General features: G+C 58.4%; 29 protein-coding genes and 2 pseudogenes. 12 read left to right on the top strand and 19 right to left on the bottom strand.

The window, feature by feature from the left end:
• Nucleotides 1–17: 17 nt before the first annotated feature.
• From pstB to pstS, 4 genes are read right to left on the bottom strand one after another with little or no spacing between them, the layout of a single operon-like run.
• Nucleotides 18–800: a phosphate ABC transporter ATP-binding protein PstB gene (gene pstB / locus KIK84_RS00155; RefSeq protein ID WP_214120959.1), complete on the bottom strand. Its 783-nt coding sequence runs from the start codon at nt 798–800 to the stop codon at nt 18–20.
• 12 nt (nt 801–812) lie between these two features.
• Nucleotides 813–1676, bottom strand: coding sequence for a phosphate ABC transporter permease PstA (gene pstA / locus KIK84_RS00150; protein WP_502757533.1), 864 nt, complete (start codon nt 1674–1676; stop codon nt 813–815).
• Nucleotides 1677–1705: 29 nt separating this feature from the next.
• Entirely contained in the window at nt 1706–2674 is a 969-nt protein-coding gene (pstC, locus tag KIK84_RS00145; RefSeq protein WP_214120955.1) for a phosphate ABC transporter permease subunit PstC, read from the bottom strand.
• A 3-nt stretch (nt 2675–2677) separates the two neighbouring features.
• Nucleotides 2678–3712 carry a phosphate ABC transporter substrate-binding protein PstS gene (pstS, locus tag KIK84_RS00140; RefSeq protein WP_214120953.1) on the bottom strand — a complete coding sequence of 345 codons (1035 nt, stop codon included), beginning with the start codon at nt 3710–3712 and terminating at the stop codon, nt 2678–2680.
• A 137-nt stretch (nt 3713–3849) separates the two neighbouring features.
• Here pstS and KIK84_RS00135 point away from each other — a divergent pair, with 137 nt between their 5' ends.
• The 6 genes from KIK84_RS00135 (at nt 3850) to KIK84_RS00110 (ending at nt 9755) form a co-directional block, all read left to right on the top strand.
• Nucleotides 3850–4974 (top strand): ABC transporter substrate-binding protein, encoded by a 1125-nt coding sequence (locus KIK84_RS00135; protein WP_214120951.1) that lies wholly within the window; start codon nt 3850–3852, stop codon nt 4972–4974.
• 37 nt (nt 4975–5011) lie between these two features.
• Nucleotides 5012–6514: a Ppx/GppA phosphatase family protein gene (locus tag KIK84_RS00130; RefSeq protein ID WP_214120949.1), complete on the top strand. Its 1503-nt coding sequence runs from the start codon at nt 5012–5014 to the stop codon at nt 6512–6514.
• 135 nt (nt 6515–6649) lie between these two features.
• Nucleotides 6650–7627, top strand: a complete 978-nt coding sequence (locus tag KIK84_RS00125; protein ID WP_214120947.1) for a GMP reductase — start codon at nt 6650–6652, stop codon at nt 7625–7627.
• Between the two features lie 14 nt (nt 7628–7641).
• The gene (locus KIK84_RS00120; protein ID WP_214120945.1) at nt 7642–8511 is read left to right on the top strand and encodes an NAD(P)-dependent oxidoreductase; all 870 of its coding nucleotides are present in this window, start codon (nt 7642–7644) and stop codon (nt 8509–8511) included.
• A gap of 132 nt (nt 8512–8643) precedes the next feature.
• A complete protein-coding gene (locus tag KIK84_RS00115) occupies nt 8644–9072 on the top strand; it encodes a hypothetical protein (protein WP_214120943.1) in 429 nt (142 codons plus the stop codon).
• Nucleotides 9073–9161: 89 nt separating this feature from the next.
• On the top strand, nt 9162–9755 hold the full coding sequence (locus KIK84_RS00110) for a hypothetical protein (RefSeq protein ID WP_214120941.1): 594 nt from the start codon (nt 9162–9164) through the stop codon (nt 9753–9755).
• Nucleotides 9756–10009: 254 nt separating this feature from the next.
• Here KIK84_RS00110 and KIK84_RS00105 read toward each other — a convergent pair whose 3' ends face one another.
• The 3 genes and pseudogenes from KIK84_RS00105 to KIK84_RS00095 form a co-directional block, all read right to left on the bottom strand.
• Complete coding sequence (locus tag KIK84_RS00105; RefSeq protein WP_214120939.1) at nt 10010–10264, bottom strand: Txe/YoeB family addiction module toxin; 255 nt, start codon at nt 10262–10264, stop codon at nt 10010–10012.
• Complete coding sequence (locus tag KIK84_RS00100) at nt 10261–10512, bottom strand: type II toxin-antitoxin system Phd/YefM family antitoxin (RefSeq protein WP_214120937.1); 252 nt, start codon at nt 10510–10512, stop codon at nt 10261–10263. The genes KIK84_RS00105 and KIK84_RS00100 overlap by 4 nt, the downstream gene beginning before the upstream one ends.
• A 123-nt stretch (nt 10513–10635) precedes the next feature.
• Nucleotides 10636–10755 (bottom strand): annotated as a pseudogene (locus tag KIK84_RS00095) (VapC toxin family PIN domain ribonuclease); the annotation flags it as partial.
• A gap of 78 nt (nt 10756–10833) precedes the next feature.
• Between KIK84_RS00095 and KIK84_RS00090 the strand changes: the two are divergent.
• A complete protein-coding gene (locus KIK84_RS00090; RefSeq protein WP_214120935.1) occupies nt 10834–11715 on the top strand; it encodes an MBL fold metallo-hydrolase in 882 nt (293 codons plus the stop codon).
• A gap of 7 nt (nt 11716–11722) precedes the next feature.
• The gene (locus KIK84_RS00085) at nt 11723–13441 is read left to right on the top strand and encodes a SulP family inorganic anion transporter (RefSeq protein WP_214120933.1); all 1719 of its coding nucleotides are present in this window, start codon (nt 11723–11725) and stop codon (nt 13439–13441) included.
• 35 nt (nt 13442–13476) lie between these two features.
• Here the strand turns inward: KIK84_RS00085 and KIK84_RS00080 are convergent, their stop codons facing one another.
• Entirely contained in the window at nt 13477–15234 is a 1758-nt protein-coding gene (locus tag KIK84_RS00080; protein WP_214120931.1) for a DEAD/DEAH box helicase, read from the bottom strand.
• A gap of 270 nt (nt 15235–15504) precedes the next feature.
• Nucleotides 15505–16122 carry an oligoribonuclease gene (gene orn, locus KIK84_RS00075; protein ID WP_214120930.1) on the bottom strand — a complete coding sequence of 206 codons (618 nt, stop codon included), beginning with the start codon at nt 16120–16122 and terminating at the stop codon, nt 15505–15507.
• Nucleotides 16123–16165: 43 nt separating this feature from the next.
• On the opposite strand from orn, the gene KIK84_RS00070 reads away from it, so the two are divergent.
• Together KIK84_RS00070 and rsgA are read left to right on the top strand one after the other, a co-directional pair.
• Nucleotides 16166–17479: a M48 family metallopeptidase gene (locus KIK84_RS00070; protein ID WP_214120928.1), complete on the top strand. Its 1314-nt coding sequence runs from the start codon at nt 16166–16168 to the stop codon at nt 17477–17479.
• The gene (rsgA, locus tag KIK84_RS00065; protein ID WP_214120926.1) at nt 17476–18486 is read left to right on the top strand and encodes a ribosome small subunit-dependent GTPase A; all 1011 of its coding nucleotides are present in this window, start codon (nt 17476–17478) and stop codon (nt 18484–18486) included. Before KIK84_RS00070 ends, rsgA begins: the two co-directional genes overlap by 4 nt.
• A gap of 6 nt (nt 18487–18492) precedes the next feature.
• On the opposite strand, the gene KIK84_RS00060 is transcribed toward rsgA, so the two are convergent.
• The 6 genes from KIK84_RS00060 to rpsP all read right to left on the bottom strand — a co-directional run bounded on the left by KIK84_RS00060 (nt 18493) and on the right by rpsP (nt 22364).
• Nucleotides 18493–19419: a CobD/CbiB family protein gene (locus tag KIK84_RS00060; protein WP_214120924.1), complete on the bottom strand. Its 927-nt coding sequence runs from the start codon at nt 19417–19419 to the stop codon at nt 18493–18495.
• A gap of 7 nt (nt 19420–19426) precedes the next feature.
• Nucleotides 19427–20119 (bottom strand): CoA pyrophosphatase, encoded by a 693-nt coding sequence (locus KIK84_RS00055; RefSeq protein WP_214120922.1) that lies wholly within the window; start codon nt 20117–20119, stop codon nt 19427–19429.
• A 106-nt stretch (nt 20120–20225) separates the two neighbouring features.
• A complete protein-coding gene (rplS, locus tag KIK84_RS00050; RefSeq protein WP_214120920.1) occupies nt 20226–20600 on the bottom strand; it encodes a 50S ribosomal protein L19 in 375 nt (124 codons plus the stop codon).
• A gap of 83 nt (nt 20601–20683) precedes the next feature.
• Complete coding sequence (gene trmD, locus KIK84_RS00045; protein ID WP_214120918.1) at nt 20684–21451, bottom strand: tRNA (guanosine(37)-N1)-methyltransferase TrmD; 768 nt, start codon at nt 21449–21451, stop codon at nt 20684–20686.
• A 24-nt stretch (nt 21452–21475) separates the two neighbouring features.
• Entirely contained in the window at nt 21476–22042 is a 567-nt protein-coding gene (rimM, locus tag KIK84_RS00040) for a ribosome maturation factor RimM (RefSeq protein ID WP_214120916.1), read from the bottom strand.
• 70 nt (nt 22043–22112) lie between these two features.
• Nucleotides 22113–22364 (bottom strand): 30S ribosomal protein S16, encoded by a 252-nt coding sequence (gene rpsP / locus KIK84_RS00035; RefSeq protein WP_214120914.1) that lies wholly within the window; start codon nt 22362–22364, stop codon nt 22113–22115.
• Nucleotides 22365–22474: 110 nt separating this feature from the next.
• On the opposite strand from rpsP, the gene KIK84_RS00030 reads away from it, so the two are divergent.
• A complete protein-coding gene (locus KIK84_RS00030) occupies nt 22475–22993 on the top strand; it encodes a GNAT family N-acetyltransferase (protein WP_214120912.1) in 519 nt (172 codons plus the stop codon).
• 12 nt (nt 22994–23005) lie between these two features.
• Here KIK84_RS00030 and KIK84_RS00025 read toward each other — a convergent pair whose 3' ends face one another.
• The 4 genes and pseudogenes from KIK84_RS00025 to KIK84_RS16960 all read right to left on the bottom strand — a co-directional run.
• Complete coding sequence (locus KIK84_RS00025; RefSeq protein ID WP_214120910.1) at nt 23006–24016, bottom strand: inorganic phosphate transporter; 1011 nt, start codon at nt 24014–24016, stop codon at nt 23006–23008.
• 23 nt (nt 24017–24039) lie between these two features.
• Nucleotides 24040–24687, bottom strand: coding sequence for a DUF47 domain-containing protein (locus KIK84_RS00020; protein WP_214120908.1), 648 nt, complete (start codon nt 24685–24687; stop codon nt 24040–24042).
• A 47-nt stretch (nt 24688–24734) separates the two neighbouring features.
• Nucleotides 24735–25103 (bottom strand): DMT family protein, encoded by a 369-nt coding sequence (locus KIK84_RS00015; protein ID WP_214120907.1) that lies wholly within the window; start codon nt 25101–25103, stop codon nt 24735–24737.
• A gap of 120 nt (nt 25104–25223) precedes the next feature.
• Nucleotides 25224–25310, bottom strand: a pseudogene (locus KIK84_RS16960) (hypothetical protein); the annotation flags it as partial.
• Between the two features lie 17 nt (nt 25311–25327).
• Here KIK84_RS16960 and KIK84_RS00005 point away from each other — a divergent pair.
• The coding region (locus KIK84_RS00005; RefSeq protein ID WP_214121548.1) for a transposase at nt 25328–25499 on the top strand (172 nt) is incomplete at its 3' end.

The following is a 25499-nucleotide window of genomic DNA, read 5'->3' as shown; positions in this document are numbered from 1 at the left end:
TTCAACTCCCCCTGTGCTTAGCCAAAGCGGCCGGTGATGTAGTCTTCAGTCTCTTTGCGGCTGGGCTTGAAGAACATTTGCTCGGTGGCACCAAACTCCACCAAGTCGCCCAGATACATGTAGGCGGTGTAGTCACTGCAGCGGGCAGCCTGCTGCATGTTGTGCGTGACGATGACCACGGTGTAGTCGTTTTTCAACTCCACAATCAGCTCTTCCACCTTGGCGGTAGAAATCGGATCCAGCGCCGAGCAAGGCTCGTCCAGCAACAGCACCTCGGGTTTGATGGCAATACCGCGCGCAATGCACAAGCGCTGCTGCTGGCCGCCAGACAAGCCAGAGCCGCTTTGGTGCAGTTTGTCTTTCACTTCAGGCCACAGCGCCGCCTTGCGCAGCGCCCACTCCACACGCTCTTCCATGTCGGTGGCGTTGAGGTTCTCGAACAACTTCACGCCAAAGGCAATGTTGTCAAAGATGGACATCGGAAACGGCGTGGGCTTTTGGAACACCATGCCCACACGAGCGCGCAAGAGGGCTACGTCTTCTTTGCTGGTCAGCAGGTTTTCACCGTCCAACAGCACTTGGCCTTCGGCGCGTTGCTCGGGGTAGAGCTCGTACATGCGGTTGAACACGCGCAGCAGCGTGGACTTGCCGCAGCCCGAGGGGCCAATGAATGCCGTGACGCGCTTTTCCGGGATTTCCATGTTGATGCCCTTGAGGGCGTGGAACTTGCCGTAGTAAAAGTTCAGATCCTTGACCGTCAACTTGGCTTGGGTAGGGTTGGAAGCAGTGTTGTGCAACATAGCGTATGGAGGTTATTTGTTACGGGTCAGCAAACGGGCCAAGATGTTCAAACCCAACACCGTCAGGGTGATGAGGAACACACCCGCCCAAGCAAGGTGCTGCCAGTTTTCATAGGGGCTCATGGCGAACTTGAAGATGGTCACCGGCAAGCTGGCCATGGGTTCGCTCAGGCTGGTGGTCCAGAACTGGTTGCTCAGCGCTGTAAAGAGCAGCGGCGCGGTTTCACCGGCAATACGGGCCACAGCCAGCAAGATGCCAGTAATGACACCGGCACGCGCCGACTTGAGGGTGATGCTCATGATCACCTTCCACTTGGGTGTACCCAGCGCATAGGCAGCTTCGCGCAAACCAGCAGGCACCAGTTGCAGCATGTTTTCGGTGGTGCGAATCACCACCGGAATCACGAGCAGCGCCAGCGCCACAATGCCGGCATAAGCCGAGAAGCTCTTGAACTGTGCCACCACCACGGAGTACACAAACAAGCCCACCACGATAGAGGGGGCCGAGAGCAAGATGTCGTTCACAAAGCGCACCGACGAAGCCAGCCAGCTCTTGCTGTCGTACTCGGCCAAGTAGATGCCTGCCAATATGCCCAACGGTGCCCCCACGCAGGTAGCCAAGGACACCATGATGAAGGAGCCGTAAATGGCGTTGAGCAAACCGCCTTCCTCGTTCGGGGGCGGTGTCATTTGGCTCATGGTGGCCCAGGTGAGACCGGCCAAGCCTTGGCGCAGGGTTTCCCAGAGAATCCAAAACAGCCACACCAAACCAAACGCCACGGCCAGCAAGGACAGCACAATGGCCAAGCGGTTGATGAACTTGCGTTGCTGATAGCGACGCGCGCGGATTTCGGTCAAAGAAGCAGACGCGGTCATGGAAGATGTCTTAGAGGTAGTCGCGGTGCTCATGACTTGGCTCCTTCGGCTTTACGCAGGCGTGCCAGCAAGAGCTTGGACAGAGACAAAATCACAAAGGTGATGAAGAACAGCACCAGCCCCAAATACATGAGGGCCGCTTGGTGCATGCCTTGGCCCGCTTCGGCAAATTCATTGGCCAGCGCCGACGTGATGCTGTTGGCCGCTTGGAAGATGCTCAGCGAATCGAGCTGGTTGAAGTTACCAATCACAAAGGTCACCGCCATGGTCTCGCCAATGGCGCGGCCCAAGCCCAGCATGATGCCGCCGATCACCCCGGTCTTGGTGTAGGGCAGCACCACCTTGGCCACCACTTCCCAAGTCGTCGCACCCAAGCCGTAAGCGGACTCTTTGAGCATGGGCGGGGTGACTTCAAACACATCGCGCATGACCGATGCAATGAAGGGAATGATCATGATGGCCAGAATCACACCGGCAGAGAAAATACCGATCCCGACCGGAGGGCCGGAAAAGAAAGCGCCCACATACGGCACGCCTGCGGTGAGCTTTTGCAGTGGCTGCTGCACATAAGTGGCCAGCAATGGGCCAAACACCAGCAAACCCCACATACCGTACACGATGGACGGAATGGCGGCCAGCAATTCAATGGCGGTACCCAATGGGCGTTTGAGCCAATTGGGAGAGAGTTCGGTCAGAAACAAGGCAATGCCAAAACTCACCGGCACTGCAATCAACAAGGCAATGAAGGAGGTGGCCAAGGTGCCATACACCATGACCAGCCCCCCAAAATCTTCCTGCACGGGATCCCACACCGTGCGCCCCAGAAAACCCAGACCATAGCGCGCAATGGCAGGCCATGCGCTGATAGTCAAGGTCACCAAAATGGCCAGCAACAGGCCTAAGGTCAACCACGCTGCGCCTTGGGCGGACCAAGCAAACAGCCTGTCCCCCCATGGACCTGCGCGACGACGCGAAACACCGGCAGATAGATTCTTCATGGCTTATTTATAAGCGACAGGCTTGCCTGCTTGGTCGGTCACTTGGCCCCAAGCCTTTTGGATAGCACCCACCACAGGTGCGGGCATGGGCACGTAGTCCAAGTCAGCAGCAGTCTTGCCACCATTGGTGTAGGCCCAGTTGAAGAACTTGAGCACTTGGCTGCCGTTCTCGGGCTTGTCTTGCTTCATGTGCACCAAGATGAAAGTAGCCGAAGTGATGGGCCAAGAATCCTTGCCAGGCTGGTTGGTCAGGATTTGGTAGAAAGTCTTGTTCCAGTCAGCACCTGCGGCAGCGGCCTTGAAGGTGTCGTCATCTGGCAGGGGATAGCTGCCAGCGGCGTTTTGCACCAAGGCGTAACTCAGCTTGTTTTGCTTGGCGTAGGCGTATTCCACATAGCCAATGGAGTTGGGCAAACGGCTCACGAAAGCGGCCACGCCTTCGTTGCCCTTGCCACCAGCGCCCACGGGCCAGTTCACGGCAGTGCCTTCACCCACTTTGGCCTTCCACTCGGCATTCACTTTGCTCAGGTAGTTGGTGAAGATGAAGGAAGTACCGGAACCATCAGCGCGGCGCACAGGGGCAATGGCTGCATCAGGCAGGTTCAGGCTGGGGTTCAGGGCCTTGATGGCAGCGTCGTTCCACTTGGTGATCTTGCCCAAGTAGATATCGCCCAGCACTTGGCCTGTCAGCTTGAGCTGGCCGGGTTGGATACCTTGCACGTTGACCACGGGCACCACGCCACCCATCACGGTGGGGAATTGGATTTGGCCCTTGGCCTTGAGTTCTTCGTCCTTCAGGGGCATGTCCGATGCGCCGAAGTCCACAGTCTTGGCATCGATTTGCTTGATACCGCCACCCGAACCGATGGACTGGTAGTTGACCTTCACGCCAGTGACCTTGTTGTAGTCAGACGCCCACTTGGCATAGATAGGCGCTGGGAACGAGGCACCCGCACCAGTGATTTCTTGGGCCGAAGCCGACAGACCTACGGAAGCCAGCACAGCAGCCAGCATTGACAGACGCAAGGTAGTTTTCATAGCCATCCTTCGATTGGTTGAGGAAATTCTCTGGCTGGACTTTAAGAAGGTTTTATGACTTTTGTGTGACAAACCCTTCACACCTCTGTCATGGCGGCCCTTTAGGCTAACGAACTCCCCCTCGTTCCCACTTGTGTATGCACCGCCTGCCAATACCCACCCTCAACCGCCGCCAACTTTTAGGCAGTGCCGCTTTGGGCTTGGGTGCATGGAGCCTGCCAAGCAGCGCACAAACTAGCCGCAGCATCCCCATCATCCAAGTGCTGGACACGAGCCCCAGCCAAGTAGATTTGAGCAAAGACTTCGTGGTAGGAGCCCGTGCTGCATGGCAAGAATGCAACCGCCAAGGTGGCATAAATGGACGAACCATCACGCACACCGTCCTCGAATACGACGGCAGCCCCGATAGCCTGAACTGGGTACTGCAAACCATCCAAGCCACACGCAACTGCACAGCCGTGGTGGGCACAGTCGGCAGTCGGCTCGCTGCTGCACTAGGGCTGCGCTTGGCTACCGAGATTCCCGATATGCCCCACATTGCCCCTTGGTTGCAGCGCAGTAGCGAGGACATGCCCACCACCTTTGGCATCTTTGCCACATGGCAAGAGCAAATCCATTTTGCACTGCGCAGCCTCTCCAGCGTAGGCGTGCAAACATTGGGCGTGGTGTATGCCAGCAGCAGCGACCAGCAAAGCAACCAAGCCGATGTGCAAGCCATGGGTGAACGCTTGGGCGTGCAATTGCAACATCTGGCCCCCCGCACCAACCTGCAAGAACTGGCCCAGCAGCTGACCGAAAGCAGTCCACGCATCTTGGTATTTTTAGGCGGTAGCCCTGAACTAGCCCAATGGGCCCAAGGTTTAGAGCAACAAAATCGCCAACGCTACGTGGTGGCCTTATCTGACGTGAATTTGCTGTTATTGCAGCAAATGGGGGTATCCCGCAAAACCCCGGTTATTGCCACCCAAAGCGTCCCCCTGCCCAACGCCCCCATGCCACTGGTACGCAACTACCGCGACATCCTGAGCAAGTTGTACGACGAACCAGCCAGCCCACACAGCTTGGCGGGCTACACCTCGGCCCGCTTTGCCCTAGAAGCCCTGCGCAATGCCAGCAGCCCACAACGCAGCAGCGTGCTGCAGTGGCTCAACCGCCGCACCCCAGTGGACTTGGGCGGATTGCAGGTGCAAGCCTCCAACCAACGCAAGCAGGTGTTCGTGACGCAAACCATGCTCGACAGCAAAGGTCGGCTGATTGGCTAAACTCCCCCCCTTTACACCCACCCACAGCTTTTCGTCCATGCAAAATCCCAAGCGTCTGGCCGCCGTCGATCTAGGCTCCAACAGTTTTCGCCTAGAAATTGGTCGGGTAGACCACGGTTCTTTTCTGCGCACCGAATACCTCAAAGAAACCGTGCGCCAAGGCGCTGGCTTGGACGAGGAACGCAACCTCACCACCGATGCCATGCAAGCGGGCTGGGACTGCCTGGCCCGTTTTGGCGAACGTTTAGCAGACTTTGCCCCCGAAGAAGTGCGTGCAGTCGCCACCCAAACCCTGCGCGAAGCGCGCAACCGCGACGTGTTTTTGGAACGCGCCAACGCCATATTGGGTTTCCCCATTGACGTGATTTCGGGCCAAGAAGAGGCCCGCCTGATTTACCAAGGCGTAGCGCACCTGCTGCCCGAGACCGACGAGAAGCGCTTGGTCATCGATATTGGCGGGCGCTCCACCGAGTTGATATTGGGCCACGGCCACCAAACCTTGGCCATGGAGTCCTACCGCGTGGGCAGCATTGCGTGGTCCAAGCGTTTTTTTGCCGATGGTGTGCTGAACAAAAAAGCCTTTGAGATAGCCGAAATTGCCGCCAAGGCTGTGCTGGACGAGGCCTTTGGCACCTACCAAGCCAGCCAGTGGCAAACCGCCTACGGCTCAGCCGGCACGGTCGGTGCCGTGGGCGATGTGCTGCAGGCCAACGGCTTTGCAGCAGGCACCATCACCCAAGAGGGCTTGGACTGGCTGCTGGAGCGCCTACTCAGTGCCCAACACGCTGACAAAGTGAAACTGCCTGGTCTGCGCGAAGACCGCAAAGCCATTATTGGCGGCGGTTTGAGCGTGATTCGTGCCCTCTTTAGCCTGCTGGGCATTCGCAGCCTGCGCAAGGCAGACGGCGGCTTGCGCCACGGCCTCATTTGCGACTTGCTCGACGCCGAACACCCCTTTGGCGACCTGCGCCAACACAGCGTAGACCGTTTGGCCCGCAAGTTCGAGGTGGACAGCACCCACGGCGAGCGCGTAGGCCGCGTGGCTACCCAACTGCTGCGCGAGCTACTGCCCACCTACCCCGCCATCAGCACAGAAAAACACCCAGCTTTGGTGCAAAAGCTGCAATGGGCCGCCCAACTGCACGAGCTGGGCGGCTTTATCTCGCACGACGACCACCACAAGCACGGTGCCTACATCTTGGATCACGTGGACGCAGCGGGCTTTAGCCTGTCTGAAATGCACCGCCTGAGCCTCTTGGTGCTGGGCCACCGCGGCAAGCTGCGCAAGCTGGAAGCCGCCTTGGGCCAAGTGGATTTGGTGTTGCAGCTCGTGTGCTTGCGCTTGGCCGTCATCCTGTGCCATGCACGCCAAGAGCCTGCCATGCAAGCACTGCACCTGAGCGCACAACCTAAGAGCCAAACCATCCACCTGCAATGCCCAGCGGACTGGGCGCGCAACTACCCACAATCGGCCCATTTGCTGCGTGAAGAAATACTGGCATGGCAAAAAACCGGCTGGATGCTGACCGTAAACCTGTAATAAGCAAAACCATATAGCCACCCCCACCCTATCTGCCTAGAATCAATCACCGGGCCCAAGCATTGGCAGCCCGGTTTTTTTTGACCGGTCCAATCCAAGCGCCCTTTTTGGAAATCCCTTTAGGAGCTTGGAATCATGGAAATTTTTGACTACGACAACATCCTGCTGCTGCCACGCAAATGCCGTGTAGAAAGCCGCAGCGAATGCGATGCCAGCGTGCAACTGGGCGCACACACCTTCCGCCTGCCCGTAGTGCCCGCCAACATGAAAACCGTGGTGGACGAACACATCTGCCAATGGCTGGCCGCCAACGGTTACTTCTACGTCATGCACCGCTTTGACTTGGACAACGTGGCCTTTACCCAAGCCATGCAGGCCAAGGGGCTGTTTGCCTCCATCTCGCTGGGCGTCAAAGCGCCCGACTACGCCACCGTAGACACCCTGGCAGCCCAAGGCATTACGCCCGAATACATCACCATCGACATCGCCCACGGCCATGCCGACAGCGTGAAAAACATGATCGCCCACATCAAAGCCAAGCTACCAGGCAGCTTTGTGATTGCCGGCAACGTGGCCACGCCCGAAGCCGTGATCGACCTGGAAAACTGGGGCGCAGACGCCACCAAGGTGGGCGTGGGCCCCGGCAAGGTGTGCATCACCAAACTCAAAACCGGCTTTGGCACCGGCGGCTGGCAGCTCAGCGCGCTCAAGTGGTGCGCGCGGGTGGCGACCAAGCCCATCATTGCCGATGGCGGTATCCGCAGCCACGGAGACATTGCCAAAAGCATCCGCTTTGGTGCCAGCATGGTCATGATCGGCTCGCTCTTTGCCGGCCACGAAGAAAGCCCTGGCCAAACCGTGGAAGTGGACGGCCAGCTGTACAAGGAGTACTACGGCTCGGCCAGCGACTTCAACAAAGGCGAGTACAAGCACGTAGAGGGCAAGCGCATTCTGGAGCCCATCAAAGGCAAGCTGGCCGACACGCTGGTGGAGATGGAGCAAGACGTGCAAAGCTCCATCAGCTACGCGGGCGGCAAAAAGCTCATGGACATCCGCAAGGTGAACTACGTGATTTTGGGCGGCGACAATGCCGGGGAACATTTGCTGATGTAAGAAAGAAGCCCTGCATGTCCGAATCTGCACGAATTGCCTTCCTTGGAATCGGCTCCATGGGCCACCCCATGTGCTGTAGGCTGCTACAGGCAGGGCATGCAGTTCATGTCTGGAATCGCACGGCGACCAAAGCCCAAGCACTGGCCACCCACGGTGCAGTGGTGCACGAAAGCGCAGCCGATGCGCTGGCGCAGGCTGACATAGCCATCACCATGCTGGAAAACGGCGCAGTGGTACACGACGTGCTACTGGCCACCGAAGCCGCCCGCGCCCTGCCCGCCGGGGCGCTGGTCATAGACATGTCGTCCATCCAGCCCGTGCAGGCGCAAGCCCACGCCCAGCAACTGCAAGCGTGGGGCCTGCGCGCGCTGGACGCACCCGTGTCCGGCGGCACCATAGGGGCCGAACAAGGCACGCTGGCCATCATGGTGGGGGGCGACGCGGCGGACTTTGACAGCGCCCATCCCGTGCTGGCCGCACTGGGGCGCAGCACCCACGTGGGGCCGCATGGCTCGGGCCAACTGGCCAAACTGGCTAACCAAATGATTGTGGGCGGCACCATAGGCCTGGTGGCCGAAGCCCTGCTGCTGTGCCAGCGCGGCGGGGCCGACATGGGCAAGGTGCGCCAAGCCATCAGCGGCGGCTTTGCCGACAGCCGCGTGCTGCAGGTACACGGCCAGCGCATGGTGGACGGCGACTTCGCCCCCCGCGCCCGCATGACCGTGCAACTCAAAGACCTGCGCAACGCCCTGAGCACCGCGCAAAGCCTGCAGTTCGACACCCCCATCACCACCCTGCTGGAGCAGCTCTACGCCCAAGCCATAGACCACGGACTGGCCGATTTGGACCACGCGGGGTTGTTTGTGGAGTTGGATAAGGGGTAGGGCCGTCTTGGCCGTAGAGGGGCTATAGTGCGCTGCAAATCACATGCATACCGCCGAAACAGCAAAAATATATCGGTGCGTCCCAGACGTATCAACCGTGGTTTGCCGTCTACATTACGTTAACCATCCATCATGACCGAAGACGAACGCTGGGCGCATATCGTCGCTCTCGACGATGAACTTCTCAAAGGTGGTGTCGTTCTCTCGGAATGGTGCACTTTCATCGTCCGAGACGTAGACATGGCATTCGCAGGCGGGGCACATTTAGCCGCAGTACTTACTGCCGTTTCGGGCATCGAGACGTATCTCCGGTCAGAGTATTCCGTGACCAGAAAGGAACGCTTGGTGGAGCTAACTAACCGAGCAGGAATTGATGCTAATTTAAAAGCTGATCTTCACGTCCTGCGGAAATATCGAAATAAATGGGTACATGTCGATAGTCCTTGGGAAGATGAAGAGCTGATTGAGCATCCCGAAATGGTTGAAGGTGAGCTTGAAGAAATGGCGTTCTTCGCTGTGCGTGCGTTACGCAGAACAATTTATGAAAACCAGTGGGTCTAGCTGCCAATGGCTAACCCATCATTCAACACGGACTGGCGCGATAAAGCCGTGCAGCGCCGGTGACCTTCACGTTATGCACAGAAATAACCATGTCCGACGAACAACATAAAAAATTGATTGCAGCCGCTGAGTTCTTCAATGAATCAGCGAGAAAGCTCTTAGCAACAGAGCGCGGACTTCATGCAGAGACGTTAATTTCGTCGGTCGCCCGAATGGCCGGTTCGCTCATGTATCGGAGTTTTGGTTTTGACGAGAAGATTGCACCGGGAACGTCAGTACTATCAGATCAGGCGAACACACACGGCCCAAAGTTGATGAATCTAATGTTCGTGACGCTACAGCAGTTGGGGCAACAAGTAGGCGAAGGAAATATCAATCGCGACTACTACTCCCGGAAATTTTCACAACTGACGTTCCAGCAGGCTCACGAACAACTCGCCGCATTCTTTCTGCAATATTGCAAGGCAGCTCAAATTTCATTTCACGATGCTGCACTTGGAGCGGCCATTGCAACAGGCATCCTTATTAACGATTGCCGTGAGGTATTGGACGTAGAAAAAGGTGCCGCAATTGCGATCTACGGGTTTATTGAGGGCACAAAGACGGCTCCGTATCCAATAGGTCAGACGGCATCGCAATCGCCATCCACCCGAGCGAAGAAGCCTTGGTACAAGCTATGGTAGTCGGCGTTGGTGCCGAATAGCAGTCTCATCGGCATAACATGGCAGTCGCTAGGGACGGCCACAAGCTGCGCTTGTGGGTACCCTTCGCGTCAAACGTTGAGGCTGCGAAAAATCCATTGATCTCATTGGCGACTACAGAAAGCGCCTTACCTGGAAAGCAACTGCATCCATGCAAATCACCAGCGGAGCCGAGCCATCAAACAGCAAAAGGATTGAGCACTTCCATCCCCTGCACTTTCTCGGTGGCTACCCCGTCAGTAGTGATAGCCGAGCTGCACGATCCAAAGGGCATCATCGGCCACCTTGTAAACCATGCGGTGCTCATCCGTAATACGCCGCGACCAATACCCGGCCAAGGCATGCTTTAACGGCTCTGGCTTGCCCACTCCAGCAAAAGGCTCGCGGGTGGTTTCTTTGATGAGCTTGTTGATTCGATCCACCATCCGGCGATCTTGTTTTTGCCAAAACAGATAGTCTTCCCACGCCTCGTCGGAAAAAATCAATCTCATTCGGCCAAATCCCGTGCTTGTCCCTGGCCTGATTCAAGCTGCTCGATCGACTTGAAAAGCCGCTTAGCGTTTGCGGGGCTTCGCAGCAGGTAGGCGGTTTCTTCCAGCGCTTGAAAATCCTCCAGCGAGAGAATCACCACCGATTGCTGGCCGTTGCGCGTGATGATCACTGGCTCATGGTCGTTGCAAACACGATCCATGGTTCCAGCCAAGTTGGCGCGGGCGTGCGTGTAAGTGATTGCGTCCATAACGGCCTCCATACATGTACAGAAAATTGTACACACACAACCTGCCCCCTCCAACACCTGCCCTTTCAGCCTTTTTTCTTCAGCGGATGCATTGCTTTTCGCTTGCACAGCGCAGCAGAGCCATCAAACAGCAAACGGATTGAGCACCTCCACCCCCAGCGCGTAGAAGTCACTCACGTTTCTGGTCGCCACGGTCAAGCCATGCACTTTCGCGGTGGCGGCGATCATGGCGTCTTCGTGCAGCATTTCACGATGAATGACTCTTATACTGCCCATAGTATATGAAGAGCCAGTACATAATGCGTGCAGCGGAGGACAGGTATGCAGATAGAAGGTTTTTTCGACCCGACGACTGGAACCATCAGCTACGTGGTCTATGACCCGAAAACTAGGCAATGTGCGCTGATCGATAGCGTGCTCGATTACGACCCCAAGTCGGGCCGTACCAGTACGCAGCAGGCCGACAAGCTCATTGCCCGTGTGCGCGAGTTGCAAGCCACAGTGCAGTGGATTTTGGAAACCCATGTGCATGCCGACCATCTGAGCGCTGCCGCCTACTTAAAAGCCCAATTGGGCGGGCAAGTGGCCATTGGCCATCACATCACCCAGGTGCAAGACGTGTTTGGCACCCTCTTCCATGCCGATGCCCGCTTTGCCCGAGATGGCAGCCAATTCGACCGCCTACTGCAAGACGGTGACATCTTGCCTATAGGCCAGCTGCAGCTGCAAGCGCTGCACACGCCTGGCCACACCCCCGCCTGCATGAGCTATGTGGTGCAGCGCAGCGATGCCCAAGCAGACGATGACATGGCTGTATTCGTGGGGGACACGCTCTTCATGCCGGACTACGGCACGGCTCGCTGCGATTTTCCCGGTGGAAGCGCGCAGACGCTGTACCAATCCATCCAGCGCTTGCTTGCCCTGCCTGCCCACACCAAGCTGTACATGTGCCACGACTACCAGCCCGGTGGACGGGCGCTGCAGTACATCAGCACGGTGGCTGAACAGTTGGCGCACAACATCCATGTGCAACACGGCATCAGCCAAGACGAGTTTGTGGCCCAACGCGAGCAGCGTGACAAAGAGCTGGCCATGCCCGTGTTGCTGCTGCCATCGGTGCAGGTGAATATGCGCGCAGGCCACTTTCCCGAGCCTGATGACAATGGTGTGAGCTACCTCAAAATTCCGCTCAACCAACTGTGACTACTGCATGCGCCAGCCCGCTTTGCCCCAACCCTTGATCCAACTGCTGCAACGCTGGCCTGCGCTGAAATGGGCGCGCCATTACTCGCGCGCCACACTATCGCACGATGTGCTGGCCGCCTGCATCGTGACGGTTATGCTCATTCCACAAAGTCTGGCCTTTGCTCTGCTGGCAGGCTTACCGCCGCAAATGGGGCTGTACGCGAGTGTGGCGCCCTTGCTGGTGTATGGCTTATTGGGCAGCAGCAGCGTGCTGGCCGTGGGGCCAGTGGCCTTGATTTCCATGATGACAGCCACCGCCATCAGCCCTTTGGCTCCTGCAGGATCGGCGCTGTATATCAGCGCGGCATTGACGCTGGCTCTGCTGCGCGGTGTGGTGCTGTGCGGCATGGGTTGGCTGCGGCTGGGTTTTTTGGCCAACTTCCTGAGCCGCCCGGTGATGACGGGGTTTATCAATGCCTCTGCCGTGCTGATAGCCGTGCAGCAATGGCCTGCCTTGGCAGGCTTGAGTAGCCCACATGCCAGTTGGCATGCATGGCTGGCCATACACCCTGCCACCTTGGCTTTGGGGGTGCTGTGCTGTGCACTTCTGTGGGCTATACGGCGGTTTGCCGCCCCGCTGGGACGGGCAGCAGGGCTGTCTGCGCACAATACCCTGCTGCTGGTACGCACCAGCCCAGCGGTGCTACTGGCATTGGTCACGGTGGCTGCGGCTGTGTGGCAGTGGGAGCAGTTGGGCATTGGGCTATTGGGCGCAGTACCTGCAGGACTGCCGCCACTGACACTGCCCAGCTTGGATCCAGCGCTGTGGCAAACCTTGGCTTTGCCTGCCCTGCTCATTAGCCTAGTGGGTTTTGCGGAATCGGTCTCTGTGGGACAGACCTTGGGGGCAAAGCGGCGTGAGCGGATTGACCCCAATCAAGAGCTATGGGCTTTGGGCGGCAGCAATGTGGCTGCGGCGTTTACAGGTGGCATGCCTGTCACCGGGGGTTTTGCACGCTCGGTCATCAACAACGATGCTGGGGCCAGCACTCCAGCAGCGGGGATTTTCACGGCAGTGGGGGTACTGGCGGCGACGCTGTGGCTCACACCCGCCTTGGCATATCTGCCGCGTGCGGCGTTGGCTGCCACCATCATCGTGGCTGTGCTCAATCTGGTGGATTTGAATGCCTTGCGCAGCACCTGGCGCTTTTCTCGCGGCGAAGCTGTGGCGCAGTGGGGCACCATGCTGGCCACTTGGACTCTGGGGGTGCAGTGGGGCTTGCTCTTGGGGGTGCTGGGGTCAATTGGCCTGCATTTGTTGCGCACCTGCCGCCCGCATATTGCCGAAGTGGGTTTGGTGCCGGGCACCGAACACTTTCGCAATGTGCTGCGCCATCGCGTGCAGACGGTACCGGAGTTGCTGAGTTTGCGTGTGGATGAAAGCTTGTACTTTGCCAACGCCAACGCGCTGGAAGACCGTATCAACCAAGAGGTGGCACAACGGCCTGCACTGCGCCACGTGTTGCTGCAGTGCTCGGCCATCAACAGCCTAGACAGCAGCACTGTGCACAGTCTGCACAGCATTGCGCTGCGCCTGCGCGATGCCGGCATTGGCCTGCACCTGACGGAAGTGAAAGGCCCGGTGATGGACCAGCTACAGCGCAGCGACTTGTTAAAACACCTGCCGGGGCAGGTGTTTTTGACGCACTACGACGGTGTGCGATCCGTACAAGCGCTGCTGTAGCAACCAGCGCCCTGAACAGGGCGCTCTAGCGTTACTCAATAGCGCTTTTTGCCTTGGCTGGCGTAACCACCACGGCCTTGGGGAGCGTGACCGCCACCAAAACCACCACGACCTGTGCGCTCACCACGATCAGCACCAGCGGGTGCACGGTCAAATGGCTTGGCACCAAAACCACGGACTTGGCCGTAGCTGTCACGTTCGCGGCGGGGGGCTTCATCGCGGAAACCACCACGGCCTTCTTCACGGAAACCGCCACGGTTGTCCTCGCGTGGGCCAGCACGGAAGTTATCGCGGCCTGCGCCGAAACCACCACGGCCACCACCGCCACCGAATTTGCGATCGCCGCGCTCACCGCCACGACCGCCGCCAAAACCACGGGCCTCGGGCATGCGGGTTTTGGGTTCCAGACCGGGAATGGTCTCAGCCTTCATGGGCTGGCGGTTATAGGCTTCGATATCGGCAATGCGGCGGCGATCGCGGAATTCCGCAAACGTCACGGCCAAACCGTCGCGACCAGCACGGCCAGTACGGCCAATGCGGTGGGTGAAGTCTTCGGCCTTCATGGGCAAGCCAAAGTTGAACACGTGGGTGATAGTGGGCACGTCAATACCACGGGCAGCCACATCGGTCGCTACCAGAATTTGCACGCGACCATCGCGCAGCGCCATCAGACGGCGGTTGCGCAGGCCTTGGCTCAGGGCACCGTGCAAGGCAGCAGCGTTGAAACCGGCTTCTTGCAAGTCAGCGGCCAAGCCGTCGCACTCGATTTGGGTGCTGGCAAACACAATGGCTTGGTTGATGGTGGTGTCACGCAGCCAATGGTCCAGCAATTGGCGTTTGTGCTGGGCGTGGTCGGCCCAGAACAGCACTTGCTTGATGTTGTTGTGCTTGACTTGGGGGGTGTCGATGGTCACGCGCTGGGGTTTGCGCATCACACGCTCGGCCAGTTGCTGGATGCGCGGTGCGAAGGTGGCGCTGAACATCATGGTCTGGTGGCGGTTGATGGTGATTTGGTTGATTTCAGCCAAGTCGTCGGCAAAACCGAGGTCGAGCATGCGGTCGGCTTCGTCCACCACCAAGAACTTCACTTTGTCCAGCTTGAGCTGCATGGAGCGCTGCAAGTCCAGCAAACGACCGGGAGTGGCCACCACCAAGTTGGCGTTTTGCAGTTTGGCAATTTGCAGTTGGTAAGGCATACCACCCACCACGTTGGCCACGCGCAAACCGCGGCAATGCTTGACCAAGTCGATGGCGTCGTGCGCCACCTGCTGGGCCAATTCACGGGTAGGGCACAACACCAAAGCACCGGGTTGAGCGGGCTTGAAATGGCGGGCATCCATGGGGTTCTTGCGCTTGGCGCGCTTGGGCGGGGCTTCGCCACGGGCTGCGGCTTCGGCCACGGCACGTTCGTAGGCTTCGCGCTCTTGGGCTTCTTGTTCAGCCATTTGCTGAATCAGGGTGTGCAGCACAGGCAACAAGAAAGCAGCTGTCTTGCCGCTACCAGTTTGGCTGGAGACCATCAGGTCCACAAATTCGTTGGCCTTGGCGTTGTCACCAGCAGAGGGCAATGCCATAGGAATGGCTTTGATCTGTACAGCGGTAGGCTCGGTAAAACCCAAGTCGGCGACAGCACGCACCAATTCGTTGGCCAAGCCCAAATTCACAAAGCCTTGGGGCAATGCAGGCGCAGCGGGTGTTGCGGGAGTTGTTTCAGCAGCGATAGAAGTTGCAGCCAAAACGGAAGTATCTGCAGCGGCGTCAGAGCCCTGCACGAGGAGTGTCGTATCAGTCATGTAAAAGCGTGCCCCCATGCGAATAGGAGCATGTTCTGTGGGTGGTTTAACAACATCAACCACCACACACAACCTGCCACTGGCTCCTGAAAGGAGTTCGGGGGAAAACAGGTGGGCTTATCAGCGAATCTGTGCGAAGCCTAAAAAAGGTCGCCAGCCGCTACCCAGAGGGTGAAGGGAGATGCACAAGTGCTGCACCGTTTTCAGTGCAGACTTCGATTATGGCACGGTTAGGGGTTTTCCCGCAAGCCCCAACATGCCATAGCTGTTTTAGAGCTTGAGGAAATGCTCGCGGTAGTGGGCCAGCTCATCGATGGACTCGTGCACATCGGCCAAGGCGGTGTGGCTTTGCTTCTTTTTGAAACTACTCACCACTTCGGGCTTCCAGCGTTTACCCAGTTCTTTGAGCGTGCTCACATCCAAATTGCGGTAGTGAAAGAACTCTTCCAGCTTGGGCATGTACTTGACCAAGAAGCGGCGGTCTTGGCCTATGGTGTTGCCGCACATGGGCGATGTTCTAGCAGGCACGTACTGCTGCAAAAAGTCGAGCAATATCTGCTCGGCCTGTGCTTCGGTCACGGTGGAGGCCTTTACCTTGTCGATCAAGCCACTCTTGCCATGGGTGCCTTTGTTCCACGCATCCATTTTGTCCAGTTGTTCGTCGCTTTGGTGGATAACCAGCACGGGGCCTTCAGTGCGGTGGCCCAAGTGGGGATCGGTGACGATGACAGCAATCTCCAGCAAGCGGTCTTGTTCGGGCTCTAGGCCTGTCATTTCGCAGTCCAACCAGACCAAGTTGTGCTCGGATTTGAGCAAAACCTCGCTGCTTGATGCGGCGTCATTCACAGGGGTGGGCGATGGAGAAGAGGATGGGGTGGGCGTAGTCATGTGCTTATTGTGAACCATTGCTTGGCTACACTCTGGCGCCATGATGGAAAACACGCCCCCTGTACTCGCCGCCAACGCCATGACGATGGTGTTTGCCCTGCTGCTCATTGCCAGCGTTGTTCTAAAAAGCTGGCTATCGAGCCGCCAAGTGCGCCACGTAGCGCGGCACCGCAACACGGTGCCTGCCGCCTTTGCAGCCCAAATGCCACTGGAGGCGCACCAAAAAGCGGCCGACTACACCATCGCCCAACAGCGCTTAGGGCTGCTGGAAATCACGTGGTCTAGCGCCGTGCTGTTGGGCTGGACGCTGATGGGCGGGCTCCACACACTGAACCTGCTGACCTTGCAATGGTTGCCGCCCGGTTTGTGGCAGCAACTGGTATTGCTGGTGGGTTTTGCACTGATAGGCAGTCTGCTGGACTTGCCCTTTGGCCTGTACCGTACCTTTGTGCTGGAGCAACGCTTTGGCTTTAACCGCATGACATGGAAGCTGTGGCTGCAAGATGGCATCAAAGGCCTGCTGGTGGGGGCCGTTGTGGGCCTGCCGCTGGCCGCACTGGTGCTGTGGATGATGGGTGCAGCAGGCACTTGGTGGTGGCTGTGGACTTGGGGTATCTGGACGGCGTTCAACCTGCTGATGATGGTGATTTACCCCACTTGGATTGCCCCGCTGTTCAACCGCTTTGAGCCCCTGCAAGACGAGGTTCTGCGCAAGCGCGTGACCGCCCTGATGCAGCGCTGCGGCTTCACAGCCCAAGGCTTGTACGTGATGGACAGCAGCCGCCGCAGCGCGCATGCCAATGCCTACTTCACAGGTCTTGGCCGCTCCAAGCGCGTGGTGTTTTACGACACCTTGCTCAAGCAACTGAGTGTGGACGAAGTGGAAGCGGTGCTGGCGCATGAGCTGGGCCACTTCAGCCGCAAACACATACCCAAACGCATGGTGAGCCTGTTTGCCATGAGTTTGCTGGGCTTTGCCCTCTTGGGTTGGATTTGCCAGCAAACGTGGTTCTACACCGGCTTGGGCGTGCTGCCACTACCCGGCGACCCCAACGACGCACTGGCCTTGCTGCTCTTGGGCATGGTGTTGCCACTGGCTAGCAGTTTCATCAGCCCTGTCATGGCGCAGTTCTCGCGCAAGCACGAGTTCGAAGCCGATGCCTACGCCGCCGAGCATGCGCGCAGCCAAGCGCTGGAAAGTGCCCTGCTCAAGCTCTACCAAGACAACGCCTCCACCCTCACCCCTGACCCGGTGTACGTGCGCTTTTATTACTCCCACCCACCGGCCAGTGAACGCCTAGGCCGCTTGCCGCACCGCGCGGCAGGCACGCCTGAGGCAACAGGGGCCAGCGCGTGAGCAAAGGCAAAACGCCCCACCACAAAGCAGCCGCCAGCACCCTGCAAGACGGACTGGTAGTAGCCAGCCATGGTCGCCATGTGTGGGTGGAAACACCCGCTGGCGAGCGCGTGTTGTGCCACCCGCGCGGCAAAAAAAACCAAACCGTGGTGGGCGACCGCGTGCTGTGGCAAACCACGGGCGATGAAGGCAGCATCGAGCAAGTGCAGGAACGCCGCAGCCTGCTGTACCGCCAAGACGACATCCGATCCAAATTTTTCGCCGCCAACATCGACCAAGTGCTGGTGCTGATTGCCGCCGAACCGGAGTTCTCGGAGCATCAACTGGCTCGCGCCCTCATTGCCGCAGAGGAGGCAGGTATTGGCGTGCTGATCGCACTGAACAAACAAGACTTGGCCGAACCCTTTGCACGTGCTTGGGCACGCCTGCAGCCCTACCGAGACATGGGCTACACCGTGCTGCCGCTGGCACTCAACCCAGAAACTGCCAACACAAACACAACGGTGACGCCCTCCCCTGCTGAGCAATTGGCGCAATTGCTGCAACAGCATTTGCAAGGCAAAGCCACTTTGGTGCTGGGGCCATCGGGGTCGGGCAAGAGCACTCTCATCAATGGCTTGGTGCCGGGCGCACTGGCGGCCACCAATACCATCTCGACGGCGCTCAACACCGGCAAGCACACGACCACCAGCACCAGCTGGTACTGGGTCGACGGCGTCGCCCCGCGCAGCACGGCAGTGATCGACTCACCGGGATTCCAAGAATTTGGCCTGCACCACATTGAACCCACGCGCTTGGCCCACTGCATGCCAGACCTGCGCGCCCACCTAGGTGGGTGCCGCTTTTACAACTGCACGCACTTGCACGAACCGGGTTGCAGCGTGCGCGCTGCCGTACCCGAGCTGTTAGATGACCAATCGGCCGCTAGAGCACAAGGGATAAGCTGGAGGCGCTATCAAATTTATAGCGACCTATTTGCTGAACTGTCGCAAGAACCGCGCTACTGAACAGCTCTAGCCAATCCAGCGGGCCACTGACAACACGGCCACCAACACCATCCACAGGACCACCGTGCGCCACACCAAGCCCACCACCGTCTGCAGATGGCTGGTGCGGGGCTCTAAGCCCTGCTCATTGGCAGTGCGTTCGCGTTCGCCCAGCCGGATATTTAGCGCACCAGCCGTGGCGGCTACGACCACGCCATCGTTGTCCATGGAGAACTGGGCTTCGTGCTGGCGCCAACTGGCGATGGTGTCTTCAAAATTACCCACCACCGCAAAACCCAGCGCCGTGGTGCGCGCAGGCAACCAGTCCAGCAGTTGCCAGTAGCGTGCCGCACGGCTGCGCACGGCCTCACTAATGGGGGGATGCTCGGGTTTGAGCGGACGGCTGCACAGGCCTTTGAAATACTCCGCCATGCGGTAGAGCACGGCACCTGCAGGCCCCAAGCCAATGGCCGAGCACAACACAAAGGCAATAAACACCCCAAACACATAGCGATGCGCTTGCAAGATGGAATGCTCCATGACATGGCGCACGATTTCACTGCGCGGCAGTGTGGCTGTGTCCATCTGCATCCAGCGCGCCAGCTCTTGGCGGGCGGTGTTTTCATCGCCCTCGTTCAAGGCATCGCGAATCAGCGTGAAGTGGTGGCTGAACTGGCGAAACCCCACGGTCACGTACAGCACCACCACCTCCCACACCAAACCAGCCCACCAGCCCAAGGCATAGCGCAAGCCCCAGTACACCAGCAAAGCCACGACAGCAGGCAACACCACCACGGCCAGCCACAAGAGATTGGCCTGTGCAGCACGGCCCGTGTCGAGCTGGCGCAGGCAATACGCCACCCAGCCACGGCCATTGCCATGCACCCAGTTGTGATGAGAAAGCGGGCGACCCTGCTCCAGCAGCAAAGCCGCAAGTAATGCGAGAAAGCTCATGCCGCCATCATAGTGCGCTAGGAACCATCAAAAAGCGGTACAGGTTGCGCAGCATGCCCGCTGTGGCACCCCAAATAAAGCGCTCACCACTGGCGTCCGTCCAGGGCATAGACCACCACTGCCGCTGCGTGCCTTGCCACTCCAGTGCATGGCGACGGTGGTGAGCCGGCGTCATCAAAAACGACAACGGCACTTCAAACACCGCATCCACCTCACCGGGACTGGCTTGCCACGGCTGCGCCGCAGGCTCTAACAGCGCTACCACTGGCGTGACGGCATAGCCTGTGCCGGTGAGATAGGGTGGCAACGTGCCCAATACCTCGGCGTGCGTACGAGGCAGGCCCACCTCCTCATGGGCTTCGCGCAACGCTGCCGCAATGGCGTCAGCATCATCGGCATCTACCTTGCCACCGGGAAAGGCGATTTGCCCCGCATGGCTGCGCAAGTGGGCAGTCCGTTGGGTCAGCAACACAGTGGGCTCGGATCGCAACACCAGCCCCACGAGCACGGCGGCGGGCTTTGGAGGCGTATCGACAAATGCTGGTTCTGCACGCACCTCAGGCTCCCACGCGAGCGGTTGGGCAAAGCGCGCACGCAAGGCGGCAGGTGTCAAACGCTGCTCAGGCACAGGAGGCAGATGGGCATCTACCCCTACCACGGGCACGGTACGGGGATCAAACTGGGGGCGGCTAGCTGTCATGGCAAGAGGCAGGACAATCAACAAGACAATGGGCCAATGATGGGCAACAAAAAAGCCGCCGTGGTGAAACACAGGCGGCTTTTTTGCGGATAAGAACGACCCGAAATTACTCGGCTGCAACCTTCTTGGCTGGCAGCTTTTCCTTGATACGGGCCGACTTACCGCTGCGGTCACGCAGGTAGTACAGCTTGGCACGACGCACGTCACCACGGCGCTTGACTTCGATGCTGGCGATCAGAGGGCTGTAGGTTTGGAATGTACGTTCCACGCCTTCGCCGCTGGAGATCTTGCGCACGGTGAAGCCGCTGTTCAGACCACGGTTACGCTTGGCAATGACCACGCCTTCGTAAGCCTGCACGCGCTTGCGGTTACCTTCCACCACGTTGACGTTCACCACCACGGTGTCACCGGGGGCGAATTCAGGGATGGACTTACCCAGACGAGCAATTTCTTCTTGCTCCAGAACTTGAATGATGTTCATAGTTTCCTCAGTGATCGTGCTTGCACCGGCGAAACGCCAGACGACTCCAACCTGTTCAGAGCCGCCCAAGGTCGAGCAGAGGATCAGTTAAGCCCTCCATTATAGCCTGCCTCGCGCAAAACGCACTCGTCTTGGGCGCTGAGCAAGCCTTGGGCACGGCTGTTGTGCAGCAAATCGGGGCGCTGGGCCGCAGTAGCCAGCAAAGACTGCTCACGCCGCCAGCGTGCTATGTGCTCGTGGTGACCACTGAGCAGCACCTCAGGCACTGCGCGTCCATTCCACTCTTCGGGACGTGTGTAATGGGGGCAATCGAGCAAACCATCCAAAGCCGGATTGAAACTGTCTTGGATGTGGCTGGCCTCGTCGGACAGCACTCCGGGCATGAGGCGGGTGACCGAGTCCAGCACCGCCATGGCCGGTATTTCACCGCCTGAGAGCACAAAATCACCCACGCTCACCTGCACGTCCACATAGGCATCGATAAAGCGCTGATCTACCCCCTCGTAGCGACCACAGAGCAAGATAGCGCCCCGCGCGTCCACGGCCCACGCTTGGGCAAGGGCGTGGTTCCACACATGACCTTGCGGTGAAAAGAAGACCAAGGGTGCGCCATCGTCACGCAAGGCGCGTATGTACTGCAGCGTACGCTCCAACGGCGGCGCCATCATCACCATCCCAGGCCCTCCCCCAAAGGGGCGGTCATCCACGCGGCGGTAATTGCCATCGGCGAAGTCGCGTGGATTGTGCAATTGCACCGCTACTTGCCCGCTGCTGTAGGCGCGCCGCGTCACGCCCGCTTGCAAAAACGGGGCAAACAACTCAGGAAAGAGGGTAATGATGTCAAAACGCATGGTGTGAAACGTGGCTCAACAGTCTCAGTAATCGGCCTGCCAATCGACCGTGATGCGTTTGGCTGGCAAATCGACAGCATCGACATAGGCCGACACAAACGGAATCATGCGTTCGCCCACGGTGCCGTCTTCCATCGGGTACTCCAGCACCAGCACAGCTTGCGGGCCAGTGCTAAGCAACTCGCGCACTGTGCCCATGGACTCGCCTTCGCGATTGAGCACCGCCAAACCGATCAAATCCACCCAGTAGTACTCGTCGGTGGCAGCAACGGGAAAGTCCGCACGCGCCACCCAGATGCGCACATGGCGCAACTGTTCTGCGGCAGTGCGATCGTCCACTCCATTTAGCTGCGCCACAATGCCATCCCCGTGGGGTTTGCACGCCCGCACCGGGACGCGCAAGCAGCCCTCAAAAGGCCGGGCTCCTTTTTCCGGTGGCAGCACATACCAGTAGGTGGCTTTGAGTACTGCTTGGGGATCGGCGCTGAAAGCATGCACCTTCACCCAACCTTTGATACCCCACGCTTCGCCAATGCGGCCTAGTTCTACCGCATCGTCGGGCAAAGCTGCTACCTGCCATTCATTGAACATAGTCTGACCCCTTATGCACCAACAACAAAGCCCCGACTAGCGGGGCTTTGTGCATCAGTCTGCGAAAGACTTAGGCGGCTGCCTTGGCAGCTTGCTTTACCAAGCGCTCCACAGTGGGAGACACTTGAGCGCCAACGCCAGTCCAGTAAGCCAGACGGTCTTGGGCCAAACGCAGGCCTTCAGCAGCGCCAACTGCGCTGGGGTTGTAAAAACCGATGCGCTCGATGAAACGGCCTCCCAAGCGATTGCGCTTGTCAGCAACTACGATATTGAAATAAGGGCGTGCCTTGGCACCACCACGAGAGAGTCGAATGACGACCATGATTTATCCTTTGGGTGACCGAATGAGGGAATTCAAAGTTTGAGACACGCAACTGGCCACCCGGCCAGTGACACTTTGAAAGCCCACCATTATAACCACTGAAACAGAAAATGCTGATACGCCCCTCTACTGACGCTGATGTCACTGCCATTACCGCTATTTATGCCCACCATGTACTGCATGGCACTGGCACGTTTGAAACCACACCACCCACCGTGGCCGAAATGGCGGCACGCCGCCAAGATGTACTGGGTAAAGGCCTGCCCTATTTGGTGCTTGAAATCGATGGTGCCGTACAAGGATTTGCTTACTGCAACTGGTTCAAGCCGCGCCCCGCTTACCGTTTCTCGGCTGAAGATTCGATTTATCTGGCCGCTGGCACTGGCGGCAAAGGCGCAGGGACCGTGCTGCTGCGCGAGCTGATGGCGCAAGCCGAGCGAGTCGGGGTGCGCAAGCTGATTGCGGTGATTGGGGATTCGAACAACCACGGCTCGGTGGGTGTGCACCGCCGCTGTGGCTTTGCGTCTGTAGGGGTTTTGAAAGACTGCGGCTGGAAGTTCAACCGCTGGCTGGACGTGGTGCTGATGGAGGCCTCATTAGGCCAAGGCAGCACCACGCCTGCCGAATAAGCCGCGCAGGGCTTAGAAGAGTTGCATGCTGATCCAATAAGCCACTGCGGCGACAAAGGCCGAGGCGGGAATGGTCAAAATCCACGCCCAGACGATGTTGCCTGCAACGCCCCAGCGCACTGCGCTGGCGCGTTGGGTAGAGCCTACGCCCACAATCGCCCCGGTGATGGTGTGGGTAGTCGATACCGGAACGCCAATAGCTGTGGCCAAAAACAGGGTCAAAGCGCCGCCCGTTTCGGCACAGAAACCGCCCACGGGCTTGAGCTTGGTGATTTTTTGGCCCATGGTGCGCACAATGCGCCAGCCACCAAACATGGTGCCCAAGCCAATGGCCAAGTAACACGACAACACCACCCAGCTAGGCGGCGAAGACTCGCCAGCAGCCGAGTAGCCTGTAGCCAATAGCAACATCCAAATGATGCCAATGGTCTTTTGCGCATCGTTACCACCATGCCCCAAGCTGTAAGCGCCTGCAGAGACCAACTGCAAACGGCGGAACCACTTGTCCACCTTGGAGGGACGCATGCGGCGGAAAACCCATGCTACCAGCACCATCATCAGCGAGCCCAGCACAAAACCCAGCAGCGGTGAGACGAAGATAAACAGCACGGTTTTGAGAATGCCCGCAGCGATCAGCGCCCCAGCCCCAGCCTTGGCAATCACCGCCCCCACAATGCCGCCAATAAGCGCATGCGAAGAACTGCTGGGAATGCCGTAATACCAAGTGATGACGTTCCAAGTGATGGCCCCGGCCAACGCGCCGAACACCACGTGCACATCCACCACCCCTGGCTGTGCAATGCCTTTACCCACTGTGGCAGCGACGCTCAGATGGAAGATAAAGATGGCAATAATATTGAAAAAAGCCGCAAAAGCCACCGCTTGCACGGGCTTGAGCACACCGGTAGACACGACAGTGGCAATCGAGTTGGCCGCGTCGTGAAAACCATTCATGAAGTCGAACACCAGCGCCATAGCGACTAGCACGACCACGACCCACAGGGCCGATTGCATGTGTTCCATAGTTCAGATTCCGTCTGCGGGGATCAGGAGTTTTCCAAAATGATGCCTTCGATCACGTTGGCAACGTCTTCGCACTTATCGGAAATCTTCTCCAGCAGTTCGTAAATGGCTTTGCGCTTGATGAGTTCGCGGGTGTCGATTTCCTCGCGGAACAAGCGGCTCATGGCGGTGCGCATCACACGGTCGGCGTCCGATTCGAGCTTGTCAATCTCATCGCAAGTCTTGAGCGCAGCTTCGGCACTGGCTGGCTCGGCAATGTGTTCGAGTAAGTTCACGGCATCACGCAGGCGTTCGCAACACTTGATGTTGATGTCGGTCAGGCGCTTGATTTCATCGGTCATGGTGCTGATGTCATACAGCGCCATGGTTTCGGCAGAGTCTTGGATCAAATCGGCCACATCGTCCATGGTATTGATGAGCGCATGGATTTGTTCACGGTCGATGGGCGTGATGAAGGTGGTATGAATGGCTTTGTTGCACTCGCTGGTCACCCGGTCGGCGGCGTGTTCGGCGTTATCCACCTCTTGGTTGTACTTGGCGCGGGAGTCAGGGTCGTTGTAGTGATCCACTAAATTGGAGAACGCCTTGGCCGCCTCCACGATGCGCTCAGCGTGCTGGTTGAACATGGCGAAGAAATTGCCTTCACGAGGCAGCAGTTTGGCAAATAGCACGTAAAACTCCAGTTTTTGCAATAGTAGAGAGGTTCAGCCAAGCCCCATCAGGACTGGCGAAACATGAAATAGACCGCACCCACCATGCACAGGCCCGCCCAAACAAAATCCCATTTGAAGGGCTGCTTGAGATAGACCACTGCAAACGGAACAAACACCGTCAGGGTGATGACTTCCTGAATGATCTTGAGCTGGGCCACCGTGAAACCCGCCGACTGAAAGCCTATGCGATTGGCTGGCACCTGCAGCAGGTACTCAAAGAGCGCAATCGCCCAGCTAACCAGCGCCGCCGTGTACCACGGTGCTTGAGCCAAGTTCTTCAGGTGTCCGTACCACGCAAAGGTCATGAACACATTGGATAGAACCAAGAGCAGCACCGTCTGCACTGACAGCGGGATGGTGGATAGCAACGACATGGGGGCGGATTATCCCACTGTGCGCCCTATGCCCCACCCTACCCTGCTGGCAGGTAGTAACAATCAGTTCAGGCCAGCAGCACCTTGTCGCTGTAGGCGATAACGCAATTGCGCACGGGTAATGCCCAGCAATCTGGCCGCTGCTGCTTGGTCCCCTCGACGTCCCCCCGGATTTGAGTAGCAGTTGAGCTTGGAGTCCAATCCCATGAAACAGGAGATTGGACGTGAAGAAGCGATTTACCGAAGAACAAATCATTGGCTTTCTGCGGGAAGCGGAGACGGGCCTGCCAGTGGCCGAGCTGTGCCGTAGGCACGGCTTCTCAGAGGCCAGTTATTACCTCTGGCGCAGCAAGTTTGGCGGTATGAGCGTGTCGGACGCCAAGCGCCTGAAGGAGC

It is taken from the genome of Curvibacter sp. CHRR-16 (assembly GCF_018474005.1).
Taxonomy (GTDB): domain Bacteria; phylum Pseudomonadota; class Gammaproteobacteria; order Burkholderiales; family Burkholderiaceae_C; genus Allorhodoferax.
Note: the sequence above shows the minus strand (reverse complement) of the source record. Positions and strands in the feature narration are given on the sequence as shown.

What these genes read in the sequence shown, in the direction of transcription:
- pstB (WP_214120959.1), bottom strand. Translation starts at nt 800, where the DNA reads ATGTTGCACAACACTGCTTCCAACCCTACCCAAGCCAAGTTGACGGTC.
- pstA (WP_502757533.1), bottom strand. Translation starts at nt 1,676, where the DNA reads ATGACCGCGTCTGCTTCTTTGACCGAAATCCGCGCGCGTCGCTATCAG.
- pstC (WP_214120955.1), bottom strand. Translation starts at nt 2,674, where the DNA reads ATGAAGAATCTATCTGCCGGTGTTTCGCGTCGTCGCGCAGGTCCATGG.
- pstS (WP_214120953.1), bottom strand. Translation starts at nt 3,712, where the DNA reads ATGAAAACTACCTTGCGTCTGTCAATGCTGGCTGCTGTGCTGGCTTCC.
- KIK84_RS00135 (WP_214120951.1), top strand. Translation starts at nt 3,850, where the DNA reads ATGCACCGCCTGCCAATACCCACCCTCAACCGCCGCCAACTTTTAGGC.
- KIK84_RS00130 (WP_214120949.1), top strand. Translation starts at nt 5,012, where the DNA reads ATGCAAAATCCCAAGCGTCTGGCCGCCGTCGATCTAGGCTCCAACAGT.
- KIK84_RS00125 (WP_214120947.1), top strand. Translation starts at nt 6,650, where the DNA reads ATGGAAATTTTTGACTACGACAACATCCTGCTGCTGCCACGCAAATGC.
- KIK84_RS00120 (WP_214120945.1), top strand. Translation starts at nt 7,642, where the DNA reads ATGTCCGAATCTGCACGAATTGCCTTCCTTGGAATCGGCTCCATGGGC.
- KIK84_RS00115 (WP_214120943.1), top strand. Translation starts at nt 8,644, where the DNA reads ATGACCGAAGACGAACGCTGGGCGCATATCGTCGCTCTCGACGATGAA.
- KIK84_RS00110 (WP_214120941.1), top strand. Translation starts at nt 9,162, where the DNA reads ATGTCCGACGAACAACATAAAAAATTGATTGCAGCCGCTGAGTTCTTC.
- KIK84_RS00105 (WP_214120939.1), bottom strand. Translation starts at nt 10,264, where the DNA reads ATGAGATTGATTTTTTCCGACGAGGCGTGGGAAGACTATCTGTTTTGG.
- KIK84_RS00100 (WP_214120937.1), bottom strand. Translation starts at nt 10,512, where the DNA reads ATGGACGCAATCACTTACACGCACGCCCGCGCCAACTTGGCTGGAACC.
- KIK84_RS00090 (WP_214120935.1), top strand. Translation starts at nt 10,834, where the DNA reads ATGCAGATAGAAGGTTTTTTCGACCCGACGACTGGAACCATCAGCTAC.
- KIK84_RS00085 (WP_214120933.1), top strand. Translation starts at nt 11,723, where the DNA reads ATGCGCCAGCCCGCTTTGCCCCAACCCTTGATCCAACTGCTGCAACGC.
- KIK84_RS00080 (WP_214120931.1), bottom strand. Translation starts at nt 15,234, where the DNA reads ATGACTGATACGACACTCCTCGTGCAGGGCTCTGACGCCGCTGCAGAT.
- orn (WP_214120930.1), bottom strand. Translation starts at nt 16,122, where the DNA reads ATGACTACGCCCACCCCATCCTCTTCTCCATCGCCCACCCCTGTGAAT.
- KIK84_RS00070 (WP_214120928.1), top strand. Translation starts at nt 16,166, where the DNA reads ATGGAAAACACGCCCCCTGTACTCGCCGCCAACGCCATGACGATGGTG.
- KIK84_RS00060 (WP_214120924.1), bottom strand. Translation starts at nt 19,419, where the DNA reads ATGAGCTTTCTCGCATTACTTGCGGCTTTGCTGCTGGAGCAGGGTCGC.
- KIK84_RS00055 (WP_214120922.1), bottom strand. Translation starts at nt 20,119, where the DNA reads ATGACAGCTAGCCGCCCCCAGTTTGATCCCCGTACCGTGCCCGTGGTA.
- rplS (WP_214120920.1), bottom strand. Translation starts at nt 20,600, where the DNA reads ATGAACATCATTCAAGTTCTGGAGCAAGAAGAAATTGCTCGTCTGGGT.
- trmD (WP_214120918.1), bottom strand. Translation starts at nt 21,451, where the DNA reads ATGCGTTTTGACATCATTACCCTCTTTCCTGAGTTGTTTGCCCCGTTT.
- rimM (WP_214120916.1), bottom strand. Translation starts at nt 22,042, where the DNA reads ATGTTCAATGAATGGCAGGTAGCAGCTTTGCCCGACGATGCGGTAGAA.
- rpsP (WP_214120914.1), bottom strand. Translation starts at nt 22,364, where the DNA reads ATGGTCGTCATTCGACTCTCTCGTGGTGGTGCCAAGGCACGCCCTTAT.
- KIK84_RS00030 (WP_214120912.1), top strand. Translation starts at nt 22,475, where the DNA reads ATGCTGATACGCCCCTCTACTGACGCTGATGTCACTGCCATTACCGCT.
- KIK84_RS00025 (WP_214120910.1), bottom strand. Translation starts at nt 24,016, where the DNA reads ATGGAACACATGCAATCGGCCCTGTGGGTCGTGGTCGTGCTAGTCGCT.
- KIK84_RS00015 (WP_214120907.1), bottom strand. Translation starts at nt 25,103, where the DNA reads ATGTCGTTGCTATCCACCATCCCGCTGTCAGTGCAGACGGTGCTGCTC.